This is a genomic window from Aeromonas sp. MR19 (assembly GCF_963899305.1).
Taxonomy (GTDB): Bacteria; Pseudomonadota; Gammaproteobacteria; order Enterobacterales; family Aeromonadaceae; genus Aeromonas; species Aeromonas bestiarum.
The window spans coordinates 222,027-237,163 of the sequence record NZ_CAWQWZ010000032.1 but is presented as its reverse complement, the minus strand read 5'-3'; the positions used below and the strand labels follow the sequence as shown (position 1 = coordinate 237,163).

At 60.9% G+C, this 15,137-nt stretch carries 15 protein-coding genes; 1 reads left to right on the top strand and 14 read right to left on the bottom strand.

From position 1 onward, the window contains the following. Positions 1-5: 5 nt before the first annotated feature. From AACQ95_RS15565 to AACQ95_RS15555, 3 genes are read right to left on the bottom strand one after another with little or no spacing between them, the layout of a single operon-like run. Positions 6-1,103: a PilX N-terminal domain-containing pilus assembly protein gene (locus AACQ95_RS15565; RefSeq protein ID WP_241278976.1), complete on the bottom strand. Its 1,098-nt coding sequence runs from the start codon at positions 1,101-1,103 to the stop codon at positions 6-8. A gap of 1 nt (position 1,104) precedes the next feature. Next, on the bottom strand, positions 1,105-1,728 hold the full coding sequence (locus AACQ95_RS15560) for a PilW family protein (protein WP_084214198.1): 624 nt from the start codon (positions 1,726-1,728) through the stop codon (positions 1,105-1,107). Then, positions 1,719-2,255: a GspH/FimT family pseudopilin gene (locus tag AACQ95_RS15555; protein ID WP_103471598.1), complete on the bottom strand. Its 537-nt coding sequence runs from the start codon at positions 2,253-2,255 to the stop codon at positions 1,719-1,721. The genes AACQ95_RS15560 and AACQ95_RS15555 overlap by 10 nt, the downstream gene beginning before the upstream one ends. A 93-nt stretch (positions 2,256-2,348) precedes the next feature. Here AACQ95_RS15555 and AACQ95_RS15550 point away from each other — a divergent pair, with 93 nt between their 5' ends. Beyond that, complete coding sequence (locus tag AACQ95_RS15550) at positions 2,349-2,735, top strand: type IV pilin protein (protein WP_241278975.1); 387 nt, start codon at positions 2,349-2,351, stop codon at positions 2,733-2,735. Between the two features lie 21 nt (positions 2,736-2,756). On the opposite strand, the gene tppA is transcribed toward AACQ95_RS15550, so the two are convergent. The 11 genes from tppA to ribF all read right to left on the bottom strand — a co-directional run bounded on the left by tppA (position 2,757) and on the right by ribF (position 15,016). Continuing rightward, on the bottom strand, positions 2,757-3,158 hold the full coding sequence (gene tppA, locus AACQ95_RS15545) for a type IVa pilus pseudopilin TppA (RefSeq protein ID WP_241278974.1): 402 nt from the start codon (positions 3,156-3,158) through the stop codon (positions 2,757-2,759). Positions 3,159-3,166: 8 nt separating this feature from the next. Continuing rightward, positions 3,167-6,520, bottom strand: a complete 3,354-nt coding sequence (locus tag AACQ95_RS15540) for a pilus assembly protein (RefSeq protein ID WP_241278973.1) — start codon at positions 6,518-6,520, stop codon at positions 3,167-3,169. A gap of 11 nt (positions 6,521-6,531) precedes the next feature. Next, entirely contained in the window at positions 6,532-7,008 is a 477-nt protein-coding gene (locus AACQ95_RS15535) for a pilus assembly PilX family protein (protein WP_241278972.1), read from the bottom strand. A gap of 11 nt (positions 7,009-7,019) precedes the next feature. Continuing rightward, complete coding sequence (locus tag AACQ95_RS15530; RefSeq protein ID WP_241278971.1) at positions 7,020-8,114, bottom strand: PilW family protein; 1,095 nt, start codon at positions 8,112-8,114, stop codon at positions 7,020-7,022. Continuing rightward, positions 8,111-8,524 carry a type IV pilus modification protein PilV gene (gene pilV, locus AACQ95_RS15525; RefSeq protein WP_043141549.1) on the bottom strand — a complete coding sequence of 138 codons (414 nt, stop codon included), beginning with the start codon at positions 8,522-8,524 and terminating at the stop codon, positions 8,111-8,113. Before pilV ends, AACQ95_RS15530 begins: the two co-directional genes overlap by 4 nt. Beyond that, on the bottom strand, positions 8,521-9,024 hold the full coding sequence (gene tppE / locus AACQ95_RS15520; protein ID WP_241278970.1) for a type IVa pilus pseudopilin TppE: 504 nt from the start codon (positions 9,022-9,024) through the stop codon (positions 8,521-8,523). The genes pilV and tppE overlap by 4 nt, the downstream gene beginning before the upstream one ends. Positions 9,025-9,284: 260 nt before the next feature. Further along, entirely contained in the window at positions 9,285-10,220 is a 936-nt protein-coding gene (ispH, locus tag AACQ95_RS15515; protein ID WP_043557522.1) for a 4-hydroxy-3-methylbut-2-enyl diphosphate reductase, read from the bottom strand. Next, positions 10,220-10,672, bottom strand: a complete 453-nt coding sequence (gene fkpB, locus AACQ95_RS15510; RefSeq protein ID WP_205619635.1) for an FKBP-type peptidyl-prolyl cis-trans isomerase — start codon at positions 10,670-10,672, stop codon at positions 10,220-10,222. The genes ispH and fkpB overlap by 1 nt, the downstream gene beginning before the upstream one ends. Before the next feature lie 8 nt (positions 10,673-10,680). Next, positions 10,681-11,181, bottom strand: a complete 501-nt coding sequence (gene lspA, locus AACQ95_RS15505; protein ID WP_043141560.1) for a signal peptidase II — start codon at positions 11,179-11,181, stop codon at positions 10,681-10,683. Continuing rightward, positions 11,181-14,042 (bottom strand): isoleucine--tRNA ligase, encoded by a 2,862-nt coding sequence (gene ileS / locus AACQ95_RS15500; RefSeq protein WP_241278969.1) that lies wholly within the window; start codon positions 14,040-14,042, stop codon positions 11,181-11,183. The genes lspA and ileS overlap by 1 nt, the downstream gene beginning before the upstream one ends. After that, positions 14,042-15,016, bottom strand: a complete 975-nt coding sequence (gene ribF / locus AACQ95_RS15495; RefSeq protein ID WP_241279020.1) for a bifunctional riboflavin kinase/FAD synthetase — start codon at positions 15,014-15,016, stop codon at positions 14,042-14,044. Before ribF ends, ileS begins: the two co-directional genes overlap by 1 nt. Positions 15,017-15,137: the final 121 nt, after the last annotated feature.

The window sequence follows — 15,137 nt, the reverse complement described above, 5'->3', positions numbered from 1 at the left end:
TTCCTCTACCAGTCCCGCCAACTGCCGGGCACCTGATTGACGACCTGAAAAGCGGCGCCATTCGAGATGTTACTCAATACATTGGCATCGAACTTTGCATCGTAGGTGCCGTTGGCATTTCCCAGCTGATAATTGGATACCATGGCGCCATGCACTATGGCCCCGCCGGTCAGCTTCACATCCGTGCCGGCCGCAGCCGGATTGGACGAGTAGGCAAAGACCAGACCGTACAGCACAGTGTTGCCATTCACCGCCAAATTGCCGTTGCGCACTATCAGGATCACGGGGGCGGCCTCTGAACCGACGTTGGCAGAAGGCTTGCAGTCGCCATCCACTATGATGAGCCCGGTCGAGGTGGGGCCGAGGGAGCTGCAATCGGTCAGTCGCAGTGTGGCTCTGGCCTCCAGATTGGTCCAACCGGCAGCATCATCCTTTTCATTGAACAGATACCAGACCAGATCGGTCGGAAAGGCGGTATCGTTGTCCTTGATATCCGACTGCTTGTCCCCTTTCTGGCTGATATTGGCCGAGCAACCGCCGCTGTAATCCCCCTGATGACAGGTTTGCCCCGTGCCCGTAATGAGGTCGACGTTGCCACTGGTCCAGACCGACAGGGGCACACCCAGCCCACCGCCATTGGGATTGGCCACTATGGTGAAGTTTCCCCCCACCGCCATGCCGCCGGCCACTGTCAAGGGGGCCGCTGGCGATCCCGCCAACACGCTGAAACGAACCACCTTGGTCTCTACTGCTGCCTGTGCCTGATCATTGCTCAGCGTCGCCTGGGAGCGTACCTGGATCGGAGTCACCACCACGGACCCCACGGTAATGGCCGTGTCATCCACTGACGAGAGTGTGTAACTGCCCGTGGTCAGCGTGGTCGTTGCCGAACTGGTACGCCAACCCGGATCCAGCGTCAGCCGTCCCAATCCATCCGCCATGCCCTGCTCTGCCATCGCCATGGCTTGACGATAGAGCACCTCATTGAGGGTCACGCGTCGATCGGCCACCAGCATCTTGCCGACCAACAGTGAGATACCCAACAAGATCAGCACCAGCAGCAACGTGATGGTGAAGGTGGTAAAACCCGACTGTCGGCTCATATCAGTACCCATCATTACGCAGTTTGATGTCCCGCTGCAGATTCAGGGTCAGTGCGGGCGCAGACTTGAAGCGACCGCTCATCATCAGCTGCAGTGCCCGCGCCCCGCTGACCTGGCTGCTCGGCAGCAACCTGAGGGTCATGGCGGTTATCTCTATGGTGTCATCGGTAGAAACAAGGCTGCCGTTACCACATGTCGTCGCGCCAGTCCCCTGCTTGATCCCCTTGTCAGCACTGCTGTAGCTGTAGACCAGGGTGTCGTCCGTGTTCAGTACACCGTTCTCATCATTGTCATAGCGCACCCTGATGCAGGTATAGAGGCCGGAGCCCGTCGCCGTTTCATTCATCAGATCCGTTGCCGTATCAAAATAGAAACTGGAGCGGCTGCCGGATGCTGCGGCAAGAAATTGAGTCGCATTGGTGTCATACCCGGTTCGCTGGATATCGCGCGCTATCATGTCCGTCAGCAGCTGGATCTCCTGATTCAGGCGACTGGTCTGCATGGCGGTATGATTGGCCTTGAGGATGGTGGCGAACAGCGAGGTGACAGCCGCGACCAGCAGCAACCCGGCCACCATGGCGACCATCAGTTCGACCAGGTTGAAGCCATGAGCCCTCAATCGCATGTCACCTCCCCGACCAGGTTGCTGACGGCACAGGTACGTACCCGCCCGAGGTTGCTGGTCACCACCTTCATGCTGGCAACGGACGAGGCAACCGTGATGCTGCCGCTGGGCAGGGTGCCGCGACGGGGGGAAAACGTGATGGGGCGCACCTGGCTCGATGATTCGGTATAGGTCGCCGTCAGGACAATGCCCGGGAACTCGCTGGCATCGGCCCCCTTGCGACCCTCGATACTGGAGCAAGTATCGCTGCAACTGCCGCAGGTCCCGTCGATGCTGATACGATAGCACCAGTTGTTGGTGCCACTGTTGAACAGGATCATCTGCAAGTTGCGATTGCGCTTGAGTGCTTCGGACTTGAGCAACATAACATCCGTATAGACGGCCAGAGTCGCCGCCTTGACCATCTGGTCCTGGCGCAATGATTGATAGCTGGGGATGGCCACGGTCAACAGCAGGGCGACCAGGGCCAGAGCAACCATCAGTTCGATCAGGGTAAAACCGGCGGATCTGCCCTCTGTGCATTCCATTAGCTCAAGACTCCTTTCTTTTTGCTCATGCCAGTAGAGCGTACTGTCAGTACTATCCTATAGTATCAACCTGTTTCACGAACCATGCCGCCCATGAGAATCAAACAATCAGGAATCACGCTGCTGGAGTTGATGGTCGTGATCGCCATCGTCGCCATCATTGCTTCTGTCGCCTACCCCAGCTTCACCGATGGTTTGCGCAAATCCCGCCGGGCTGAAGCCTTCAAGGGATTGCTCAGCATGCAGCTCAAGCAGGAAGAGTTTCGGGTCTCCAACACCAGCTACAGCGCCACCCCTTCCCAGGTGGGCAACCCTGCCAGCGATTACTACACCTTCACCATTTCAGGGGCGACCGCGACCGCCTATACCCTGATCGCCACCACCAAAGGGGCTCAGGCCGGAGACAAGGCTGGCAGCACTGCCTGCGATACCCTGACACTCAACAAGGCCGACACCAAAACCCCAGCCGATTGCTGGTAACAGGCGACCGGTATCGACGTTCTACCAGCACTCCGCCGCCGTCATGGTGGCGCCTGACACCCCTTGCTGCCCGCCCTGATCCAGGGTCAGCAGGCCGCAGGGGTCACCATCCATGGCCCCGGTTGGAATCGCCGTCAGGGTATAACGGCCCCCGCTGGCATTGAGCGCCAGGTTGTAATAAGCCTCCCCCCCCTCCTTTGGCAGGGTCGCCAGTCCGGCAGAGGCCAGATTCCCGCCATCATAATTACCCTCGGCGGTAAACTGCCGCTCCAGATATTGCGCGGCCTCTAGCAAGGTCGCCTTGGCTTCGGCCCGCTTGGCCGAGGCGATGTAGTTGTTGTAACTGGGGTAGGCAATCACGGTCAGGATGGCCATCACGGCCACCGCAATCATCAACTCCATCAGGGAAAATCCACGATCCATGCCAGCCTCTAGTCCAGTTGCAACCAGGATTGACGACCACCCAGATCGCCCGCCCCCTCTTCCAGCGTGACCGAGATGTTGCCACTGGATCCGCTGATGTATTTACGCTCCATGTCTGCATCCTCCACCACGCTTGGGGTCGTGGTGAGTTCGTCAAATTGCTTGCCACTGACCGGCACCTTGACGTCATTGCCGGCATCATCCTTGATCCCCACATAGTCATCATCGTTGACGGCACCGTCACCATTGACGTCAAACACCGAGTAGGTCAAACGGGCCCCCGACACGGGATCCAGCTCCATCAACCAGGAACGGCCGCCAAAGTCACACGCATCTGCCGAGGGGATCAGGGTGTTGAAGATCAGCCGCTTGTTCCGAAACAGCATCTCGGAGACGGCGCGCTCCCCCACTCCTTTGCTCAGCCCGGGTGACTTCAAGACCAGGTACCAGCCCTTCTGGCTGGTGTAGTTGACTGCCTTGCTGGACACCACCCGCACGTTGAACTTGATGCTGGTGCCATTGGCCGAATACTCGTGGGTGATGCTCTGTTGCAGCAACTGGCTGCTGCTCACCTCGGCCCCCGTGTCCCAGATGCCATAGACGGCCTCCAGCCTCGGAGTTGCAGGCAACAGCTTGTCATCGTTGGTGAAATAGCTCCCCGTCCCCATCAGCACCATGATGCCCCCCTTGGGATGGCGGATCGCCAGTGGCCGCATGGTGATGGGTTGGCGCGTGCTGGCAGAGCAGGTGCCATTGCAGGCCTGGAACAGCGGCTTTGGCTTGTTGCCGGTCTTGAAGGCGCTGCCCCACTGGGCGCTGTTGTTGTCGGTCAGATCGAACTTCCACAGGTTGCCCTGCAGATCGCCGGCATAGACATAATCAGCCACCCGATCGCCATCCTCATCCACCGGCAAGGGCGATGAGAGACCGTTCGGTTCGCTGGCCGAGCCCACCTGGGTATCTATCTCCTTGATCACGGCGCCGGTCGCCAGATCCAGCACGAACAGGCGCGCCGTCTGGCTGGTACTGTTGTAACCATTGGCCACCAACGCCACCCACTTGCTGCCGGACTTGACCCGAACCAGGGTCGGTGCAGCCAGTGCCACTCCCATCTCGGCATTGGTGAATTCCCAGAGCATCTTGTCGGCGCTGAAATTGTCCGGTGCCGTCACATCGATGGCGAATACCGCCTTGCCACCGGCCCCCGTCGACCCCAGCAGCACCGTCTTCCAGCTGCTGCCAAGATAGGCATCGCCCACCTTGGCAGTACCATCGACATAGTAACGATGACTGTAATCCGGCTTGGTCAACAGGCTCAGATCTCCCAGCAGGCTGGCAGGAATATAGGCCAGGGTCTCCACCCCGTTGGCGACCCTGAAACCGTGCAGCATGCCGTCATTTGCTCCCACATAGAGCATGGGTGTACGGCGACTGATCGCCGTCGAGCCGAGGAACGTCTGGTAGCTGTCCCGTTCCGTCTGGCTCAGCCCGGTGGCGCTGGCATAGCCGTAGTCCCTGACACCGACATAGACGGGATCCGAGTTGATGATGTCCCCCAGCAGATCGCTGCGACTGCGAAACAGGCCGCCATTGCTCTGTTCACGGCTGCGATCACCGCGCAGATAGGCGACCCGGTTCTCCCCCTGGTTGTCGCCAGCGATGTTGAACAAGGCGCGGTTGGTGGCATTGAGATCGGTCCAGGTAAAAGGGATACCGACCCCGTTTTGCCGGGTGAAAATAGTGCGGGCCGAATGCGCCGGGATCAGGGTCGCCGCATCCCAGGCCATGGAGCCCAATGAGCCATCGCTGTTGAGCGGAATGGAAACCAGTTGTCCCGACCAGTCCCCGCTGTTGTAACGGGCCTGATAGATGTGGGTATTGCTGTCCAGCCGGGTCGCGTTGGCGGTCACCGAACTGGCTGAGCTGTTGCGGGCCGCGATCTGGGCCAGGGTGCTGCTCAGGGCCGCGGCAAAGGTGTCGGGGTCGGCCGCACTGAAGAAGCTGCCCTTGCTGTTGAGTGCCGCATGCCAGAGATCATCGATCTTGTACTCCGGAATGTAGGTCGGGTTCTTGTACTCCTCGTCATCCGGATCATGGGGATTGGGCCAGCTGCTCGGGATGCCGTTGGCCGGATTGAGCGAGCCATTCACCCCCAGCCCGACGGTGAAATTGACCAGATGCTGCCAGTTGGCGGGATCTGCCGTGCTGGTCGGCACCTTGTTGGCCAGATCGGTACGCAGATCCGTCTTCCAATACAGGTAGGCCACATCGGCCAGGGTATTGCTGTAGCCGTCCTTGTCCTGATCCCCCACCGAAGGGGTGTCTCCGTTCCAGTAGCCGTCCGTCATCAGTATGTTGTAACTCTGACGGCAGGTGAGGTGCGGCAGAGTACTGCCCGCACTGGCGGCCCAGGGGCCATTGTTGTCCGTGCGGGAGAAGTACTCCCCCACATCCTTCAGACTGGTGCGCAGCGGTGTGCCGGACGCCAGAATGTCGCGACTGTAGAGGTCACTGAAAAATGCGCTGCGATCGGTGCCGGAGAAGGGGGCCACGCCACGGATCACGCTGCCACTGGCGTTGATGGTGGCAAAGCCGACCCGGATGGCTTGCCCCTGACTGGCAAAGGCCCGCCCAACCCCGGCCCTGGCCGCCAGGATCCTGGAGCGATAGTAGGTATACCAGTTGGCGAAGTTCTGGATCTCCTCGTCATAGGTACAGACGGGCGCGCTCTTGCAGTCGCTGCGGTTGGGGCGTCCGCCATAGGTGCTGCCCGACTTGATCTCGACCCGGGTGTAGCTGCCCACCTTCTTCACATCGCCACTGCCCTTGTAGGCAAAGTAGACGGCGGGCCAGAACGTCTCGTCATCGTTGTAGTCGCTGGAGGAGAATCCGGTGTAGTAACGCAGCGATCTAGACCGGTTGTTCTTGGTCAGGTCACGGCAACCGGCGGCCGTATTGAACGGATTGTGCGGCGCACAGCTGATGCTGGCGTTCGCCATCAGGGTGCCATCCGCCTTGGCCCAGGGACGGTAGCTCTGCAGCGGGTTGTAGTAGAGCTTGTTGTTGTTGCTTGAGCGGGTATAGGCGTTGCGGTCGTTGTTGCTGGTGAAGGTGACGGTCCGGTTGTCATAGTCCTCGCTGCCATACACGTTGTCGACGCGGGGATAGACGTAGCGGGCGCTGTTCTCGATCAGCCCCTCCGGCATCAGCTCGAAGTGCATGGAGCCGGAATCATCGAGGCTGAACATGATGTTGGGCTCGGCCCGGGTACCGAGATAGAGGGGAACCTGGGCAATATCGAGCGCGGCCTGCACCGACGAGCAGAGCAGCAGGGCCGAGAGTCCGTAGCCAGATGTGCGCATGGGTTGCCCTCCTAGCGGCTGTAGGTCGATTGCAACAGCACCCGGCTCTCATCCGAGAGACCGAATCCCCTTGCCGTGATGCGATAGAGCCGACGCTCGCCTATGGGTTCGTCGACCGCCAGACTCTCGTTGCCAGCCTGGGTGTAGGGCAGTCGCTCGATGAAGTACTCGGGCGCGCGCCCCGCCAGACCGCTGTTGGCATAGGTACGCCAGGCCGTGGAGAGAGACGCGGGATCCACCGCCACGCTGACGAACTCGTACAAACCGGCGCTGTTGTCATAGGGGCCTGAATTACCGGCTTCCAGATAGCGCTCGGCGGCACGCAAACCGGCCTCCGCCGCCTGCAACGCCTGCTGTGACTCCTTCTGGTTGCCCGCCATCTTCTCCTGCAGCAGTGCGCCCTGCATGCTGGCCATCGCCAGCAGGCTCACCATGGCCAGAAAAATCAGGCTGATCACCAGTGCCATTCCCTGTTGTCGAGGCATCATGGATTCCATCCTCATGGCAGCCGGTTGCGCAAGGCGACCGTGGTCTCGGCCACCCAGTACCAGTGATTGTCGCCAGCCTGGAAGGTCGAGCCCGCAAAGCTCAAGGCCTGGGGCGCGGAGACCAGATTGCCCTGAGCGCTGCGCATCAAGAGCTGGACACCAATCCCCAGCACGTTGTCCCAGTTCGGATTGCTGGCGGCGCTCACGTAACGATCCGCCGCCCGATCCCGGTTCTGATCCTCGCCGAAGGTCAGCTGGATGTCGGTCACCCCCTCGACCAGCGGCATGCCGGCGGTGAGACCGCTCTTGCGATAGAGGGTGTAGGGGGCGCTGGCCGAGGCCCGGGCAATGTAGTAGATCCGGGTCTCCATCCGGCTCAGTATCGAACCGGCACCAAAGCGCTCCTCGACCGGGCTGCTGGCCCCGCCCCAGGAGCTGACAGCATTGCCAGGGGTGTATTTGTTGTCATTGGAGTGACCTATGTTGACCTCGGTCCCCGCTCCCACCACCTGGGTCTGGGTGATCTGGAAGATCCGGGCCTTCTGGCAATCGGAGACCATGACTATGTCTCCTTCGCACAGGTCGCTGTAACCCTGCTTGCCGGTGCCGCAGTAGTTCGCCTTGCTGGAGATCTGCTGCACGAACAGCTGGGCTGCGCTGTTGTTGCGCGTCACCGGCACCCCGGCCCCGGTCGGCCCCTGGATCAACAAGACATCGCTACCCGGCCTGGGCTTGGGCTCGCCCGCCGTGAACAGGGCCGACAAGGCGGCGGGCAAAGTGGCGGTGACGTTGTCATAGCCGCGCAGATAGACGGTGAAGTTGTAGGGCAGTGCAGTCCCGCCGGTGAGGGTATTGGTAATGTTGACCCCCTGCTTGCTCAGACACCCCTGATAACCCACCATTCGCAGCTCTTTTTGCAGCAGGTTGACGGCAAATCGGCTGTCTTCCTGCACCCGGGCTATGGCCTCGCCGGTCAGATAGGTCTTATGGTTGCCGAGAAAAACCTGAATGATGATGCCCACCGTCAGCAGAGACAGCACCAGGGCTATCATGACCTCCACCAGACCGACCCCGGCCTGCCGTCGCAGTGACGGGCGCCCGCTCACAGATCCGTCCTCAGCGTCATGCTGCGCAACGAAGGCTCGGTCGGCAGCCGGCTGGCATCCCATTGAATGGTGATGGTGGCCTGCCCCGCGCTGATCACAATGGCGCCATCGCCGCTCGGCAGACCGGTCAGCGCCTGTTTCCAGTACTGCAGATCCAACATGGCCATCGAACTGCCGGAGACGGCCTCCCCCAGCCCCACGTTGTACTGGCCGAGCAGGGCCGCGCTGCGATTGGCCCGCATCATGTCGGTGATCATGTAGGCGTACTGGGTTGCCTCGGTACGGGTCAGCGCCGACTGGTTGCTCTTGAGCGCCTGCAGCTGCAGGGTCGCCATGCCGAGGATGCCGATCGACAGCACCAGCACGGAGATCAGGATTTCGAGCAGTGACAGCCCTTGTTGACGCTTCATATGCAGCTGGTCTCCTGGATGGAGGGACGGCCGGCGGGGGTGATCATGATGTCCCGTGCCGGCTCGGCGGCACAGTCTGGTGGTTGCAGGGAAAACACCAGCGTCACCTGCTGGCGGCCATCGAGAAAGCCGTTGCCACTGAAACGCAAGAGCGAGGTGTTGCTGACCAGAGTGCCTGACCCCATGTCGGGGAAGAGGCGCAGCAGCTCACCGTTATCCAGGGTGCCATTGCCGTTGCTGTCGACCCAGATCTGCCAGCCCGACTCCCAGTGATGCTGGGTAAGGTTGCTGGCTGTGGCGGAGAGGGTCACCGCCGTATTGCGGCGAATGGCTTCGGAGCGGGCAAGGTTGATGGCGGCCACGAAATTGTTGGCCTGGGTGGTCAGCGTGATGTTGCGCAATACCGCGCTAAAGGAGGGGACTCCCAGGGTCAGCAGGATCGACACGATCGCTATGGTGACCATCAGCTCGATAAGGCTAAAACCTGAACGCAAAAACATCCTGTTTCGCTCTGATTTCGTTGGGGGCTTGCCTGCATATCCATGCGCCATCAAGCCAGATGAGAAGATCATCAGCAGTCTAGACTGCGGCTCTTCGCTTGCAATTCAATCTACTCAAATCTTGGACATACATCATCAATTTTCGCTGGGTTCCTGCGGCATCCGGCTAAACAAGATTCATAAGAATCGTGCATAAAAAAGCCACCTCGCAGGAGGTGGCTCGGGGATCCATCATCTCATCCCGACCAACAGGATACGGATCAGAGGATCCGCAGCTCGGGCGGCACTTCAAACACCACGTTCTCTTCGCGACCAGGGTGCTCGACGACCATATTGCCGCCCAGCTCGCGCAGACGGGCGATGACGTTCTGCACCAGCACGTCCGGTGCCGAGGCGCCGGCCGTCACCCCGATGCGCTCGACCCCCTCCAGCCAGCCGGTTTCGATCATGGAGGCATCGTCGATCAGGTAGGCGCGAGCCCCCACCTTCTCGGCCAGCTCGCGCAGACGGTTGGAGTTGGAAGAGTTGCGTGACCCGACCACCAGCATGGCGTCTACCAGCCCTGCCATCTCCCGCACCGCATCCTGACGGTTCTGGGTGGCGTAACAGATATCGTCCTTGCGCGGCCCCTGGATCTTGGGGAACTGCTTGCGCAGGGCGTCGATCACATCCGAGGTCTCATCCACACTCAGGGTAGTCTGGGTGACGAAGCAGAGATCATCCGGATTCTTCACCTGGAGTTTGGCCACATCGTCCGGCGTCTCCACCAGATACATGCCGCCTTCGCGGTTCTCGTACTGGCCCATGGTGCCGATCACCTCGGGGTGACCCGCGTGACCGATGAGCACGGCTTCGGAGCCCTTGCGACTGGCGCGATGGACTTCCATGTGTACCTTGGTCACCAGCGGGCAGGTGGCATCAAACACCTTGAGGGCGCGGGATTTGGCCATCTCGCGCACCGTCTTGGCCACGCCGTGGGCGGAGAAGATGACGATACTGTCGTCCGGCACCTCGTCCAGCTCCTCGACGAACACGGCGCCCGCCTCTTTCAGCTTGTTCACCACATAGCGGTTGTGCACCACTTCGTGACGGACATAGATGGGAGCACCGAACTTCTCCAGCGCACTCTCGACAATGCTGATGGCACGATCGACGCCGGCGCAGAAACCGCGAGGATTCGCGAGCAGAATATCCATCAGGTCACCTTCTCCTCGTCATCAACGCCCAGGATCTCCACCTCGAAGGTGACGGTATGACCGGCCAGGGGGTGGTTGAAATCGACCGTCACCGACATGCCTTCCACCGCCCGAATGATGCCGGGCAGCTCGCTGCCATTGGGCTGGTCGAACAGTATGATGGTGCCGACCTTGGGCTCCACCTCGGCGCCGAACTTGGCTCGATCCAGATGGTAGATGTTGTCGGGATTGGCGAGGCCGAACGCCTGCTCCGGCGCCAACGTGAAGCTCTTGGCGTCACCCTGTTGCAGACCCAGCAGGCACTGCTCGAAGGTGTTGGTCAGGCTGCCATCGCCCATCCGCAGGCGGGCCGGTTTGCCGTGCAGCGCAGTGCTGTCCGCAACCGAGCCGTCTTCCAGCTTGATGGCGAAGTGAAACAGCACGCTGCTGTTGGCCGTAATTTCGGCGGCGATAGGCTGACTCATGCCACCTCCCTCTTCTTCTCGGAACGGAAGCCTTCCAGCACTATCATGGCGGCGCCGATGAAGATGAAGCTGTCCGCCAGGTTGAACGCCGGCCAATGGGAGCGCTGCCAGTAGAAGTCGAGGAAGTCGACCACGTGGCCAAGCACCAGCCGATCAAACACGTTGCCAAGGGCCCCGCCTATGATCAGGGAGTAGGCGATGCCGCTCCAGCGCTGGGTAACCGACTGCTTGCGCAGCCAGTGGATCAGCAGCCCGCAGATGGCAAACGCCAGCACGGCGAAGAACCAGCGCTGCCAGCCCCCCTGATCGGCCAGGAAGCTGAACGCCGCGCCCTTGTTGTAGACGTGCACCAGATTGAAGAAGGGGGTGATCTCCACCCCCGGATAGCCAAACGGCAGCAGCTTGACCACGGCGAGCTTGCTCGCCTGGTCCAGTACGAATGCCAGCACCGCCAGCCACAGCCAACGCAGGCCGCTCTTGTTATGAGTCATGTTCATCAGGCAAATTGACGTGTTTCGCCGTCACCCTCGACGTTGGTGACGCAGCGGCCACAGATCTCTTCGTGACCGGCTATGGTGCCCACGTCTTCCACATGGTGCCAGCAGCGGTCGCACTTGGCGGCGGCGGACTGGGCCACGCTCAGCCAGAGGTCATCGCGCTCGGTCGCAACGGAACCTTCCGGTGCACTGTCAGCGATCACGACCTTGGCCTTGGAGGTGAGCAGCACGAAGCGCAGCTCATCGGCCAGGGCATTCAGGCGCTCGGCCAGCGCAGGCTTGGCGAACAGGGTCAGTTCGGCCTGCAGGGAGCCGCCGATGCGCTTCTCGCCACGGGCCGCTTCCAGCGCCTTGTTCACTTCACCGCGCACGGTCAGGATCTCGGCCCAGAAGGCATCGCCCATCTGCTCGCCGGCATCCAGCCCGAACAGGCCGTCATACCACTCCTCGGTGAACACGAATTCGCTGCGCTCACCCGGCAGCAGGGCCCAGATTTCATCGGCGGTGAAGCTCATGATAGGCGCCATCCAGCGCACCATGGCTTCCACGATGTGATACAGGGCGGTCTGGCAGGAGCGACGAGCCAGGCTGTCTGCCTTGGCGGTGTACTGACGGTCCTTGATGACGTCCAGATAGAAGGAGCCCATCTCGATGGAGCAGAACTGCATCAGCTTCTGGGTCACGCCGTGGAAATTGTACTCGTCGAATGCCGCCACTATCTCGGCCTGTACCGCCTTGGCACGACCCACGGCCCAGCGATCCACCACCACCATGTCAGCCGGAGCCACCATGTCGGTTGCCGGATTGAAGCCGTTCAGGTTGGCCAGCAGGAAACGGGCTGTGTTGCGGATGCGGCGATAGGCATCGGCAGAGCGCTTGAGGATCTCGTCGGAGACCGTCATCTCGCCGGTGTAATCGGTACTGGCGACCCACAGACGCAGGATGTCGGCACCCAGCTTGTTCATCACGTCCTGCGGGCTGACCACGTTGCCGATGGACTTGGACATCTTGCGACCCTGACCATCCACGGTGAAACCGTGAGTCAGCACCTGGTTGTAGGGCGCCTTGTCTTTCATGGCCACGCCGATCATCAGGGAGGACATGAACCAGCCACGGTGCTGGTCGGAACCTTCCAGATAGAGGTCGGCGGAGTGACCGTTGAACTCGGGACGGGCATCGACCACTGAGGAGTGAGTCGAGCCTGAGTCAAACCAGACGTCCAGGGTGTCGGGCACCTTGTCGTACATGTCGGCGTCGCTGCCCAGCAGCTCGGCCTTGTCCAGATCCCACCAGGCCTGGATGCCGGCCTGCTCGACCCGCTTGGCCACTTCATGCATCAGGCGCACGGATTCCGGGTGCAGTTGCTGAGTCTCCTTGTGAACGAACAGGGAGATGGGCACGCCCCAGGTACGCTGACGGGAGATGCACCAGTCAGGACGGTTCTCGACCATGGCCTGGATGCGGTTCTTGCCCCAGGCCGGTACCCAGCCGCTCTGGCCGTGCTGGGTGATCCCGTCTTTCTCGATGCGCTCGATCTCTTCCAGCGCGCGCTGCCGAAGGCCCTTCTGTTCCATGCTGATGAACCACTGGGGGGTGGCACGGAAGATGATCGGGGTCTTGTGACGCCAGCAGTGCGGGTAGGAGTGGTTGAACACCATGTGGTGCAGCAGGGCGCCACGCTCGTTCAGCACCTCGACCACGGCCGCATTGGCCTTGAACACGTGCTGGCCGGCAAACAGTTCGGTATCCGGCAGGTAAACGCCGTTGCTGCCAACCGGGTTGGCCACTTCCAGACCGTACTTCTGACCGACCACAAAGTCTTCCTGACCGTGGCCAGGGGCGGTGTGAACGGCGCCGGTACCGGCATCCAGGGTGACGTGATCACCCAGCACCACAGGCACATCGAAGCTGTAGAAGGGGTGGTTGAAGCGCAGCAGCTCGAGCGCCGCACCCTTGGCATAACCCAGGTTGTGGAACTGCTCGATGCCGGCGCGGTCCATCACGTCCTTGACCAGGTCGGCTGCCAGGATCAGGCGCTCCGGATGCTCGCCATCCACCTGCACCAGGGCATAGTCCAGATCGGCGTGCATGGCGACGCCACGGTTGGCCGGCAGGGTCCAGGGGGTGGTGGTCCAGATCACAACGGAGAGCGGGCCCTTGCCGGTGTGGCCTTCGGCGCAATCAAACTTGGCGGCGACGGCAGCCTCGTCGACGGCCTTGAAACGCACGTCGATGGAGGGGGAGTTCTTGTCGTAGTACTCAACCTCGGCTTCAGCCAGGGCGGAGCCACAGTCGGTACACCAGTGCACCGGCTTGGAACCTTTGTGCAGGTGGCCGTTTTCGACGATCTTGGCCATGGAGCGGATGATGTTGGCTTCGGTGCCAAAATCCATGGTCAGGTAGGGATGTTCCCAGTCACCCAGCACGCCCAGACGGATGAAGTCGGTCTTCTGCGCTTCGATCTGGGTCTTGGCATATTTGCGGCACTCGGCGCGGAACTCTGCGGCGGAAACCTTCTCGCCCGGCTTGCCGACCATGCCTTCCACTTTCAGCTCTATGGGCAGACCGTGGCAATCCCAGCCGGGCACATAGGGAGAATCGAAGCCGGAGAGGCCCTTGGACTTGATGATGACATCTTTCAGGATCTTGTTGACCGAGTGACCGATGTGAATGCTGCCGTTCGCGTAGGGAGGGCCATCATGCAGAATGAAGGAGGGCTTGCCCGCTTTGGCGCGGCGAATGGCGCCGTAAAGATCCTGATCGTACCAACGTTTCAGCATGTTGGGTTCGCGCTTGGCCAGATCGCCACGCATCGGAAACTCGGTTTCCGGAAGATTCAGGGTATGTTTATAGTCGCTCATCAGTCCTGGGTTCCCTTCTTTTCTAAAAGAGTGCTGGGTAAATTGAATGGTGGCAGCCCGAACCAGGCTCGGGCCGCCAGGGCATCTCGTTCGATCTGCTCTTTCAAGGCGGTGAAAGAGGCAAACTTCTGCTCTTCGCGCAGCTTGTGGCGAAGCAGCACCTTGACCTGTTGACCATATAGATCGCCAGAAAAATCAAATAGATGTACTTCCAATCTGGCTTGTGTACCGCTCAAGGTCGGCCGTACACCCACATTGGCGACACCGGGGAAGGTCTTGCCGGAACATACCACTTCCACCGCGAACACGCCACCGACCGGGATCACCTGGCGTTTGAGCGCCAGATTGGCGGTGGGAAAACCTATGGTGCGGCCCAGCTTGTCACCGTGGGCCACCCGGCCGCTGATGGTATAAGGGCGGCCGAGCATCAGCTCCACCTCCGCCATCCGGCCGGCTTTGAGGGCCTCGCGCACCAGCGTGCTGCTGACCCGCTGGCGTTCGAGCTGGAAGCTCTGGGTGCTGATCACCTCGAAACCGAAGCGCTGCCCCGCCGCCTCCAGCAGCTGGAAGTCCCCTTCCCGCCCCTTGCCGAAGCGAAAATCATCGCCGACCACCAGATAGTGCACGCCGAGCTTATTCACCAGCAGCTGCTCGATGAAGGTGGCGGCGGACTGTTCGGCGAAGCGATGGTTGAAGCGCACGCAGAGCATGCGATCGAGCTGCATGCCCCTGAGCGCCTCGTACTTCTCCCGCAGCCGACTGAGGCGGGCAGGCGCTTCGCTACCTGCAAACAGCTCAAGGGGCTGGGGTTCGAACAGCATGACGCAGGCGGGCAGGCCGAGTTGGACGGCTTTTTCCTGCAGGCGTGCCAGCACGGCATGGTGACCCTGATGGATCCCATCAAAGTTGCCTATGGTCAATACACACCCCCGGTGACGGGGCTTGATATTGTGAATACCGCGAATAAGCTCCATCAGTGCCTTGTGCGTTGCTGCCATGGAAATCGGCGGATTATATATCAGCCAGCAGGCAGGGTCAGCCCTCATGGCCCGATTTCAGGCATCCTGGTCAAATTCCGAATGCCGAGCGCCATCA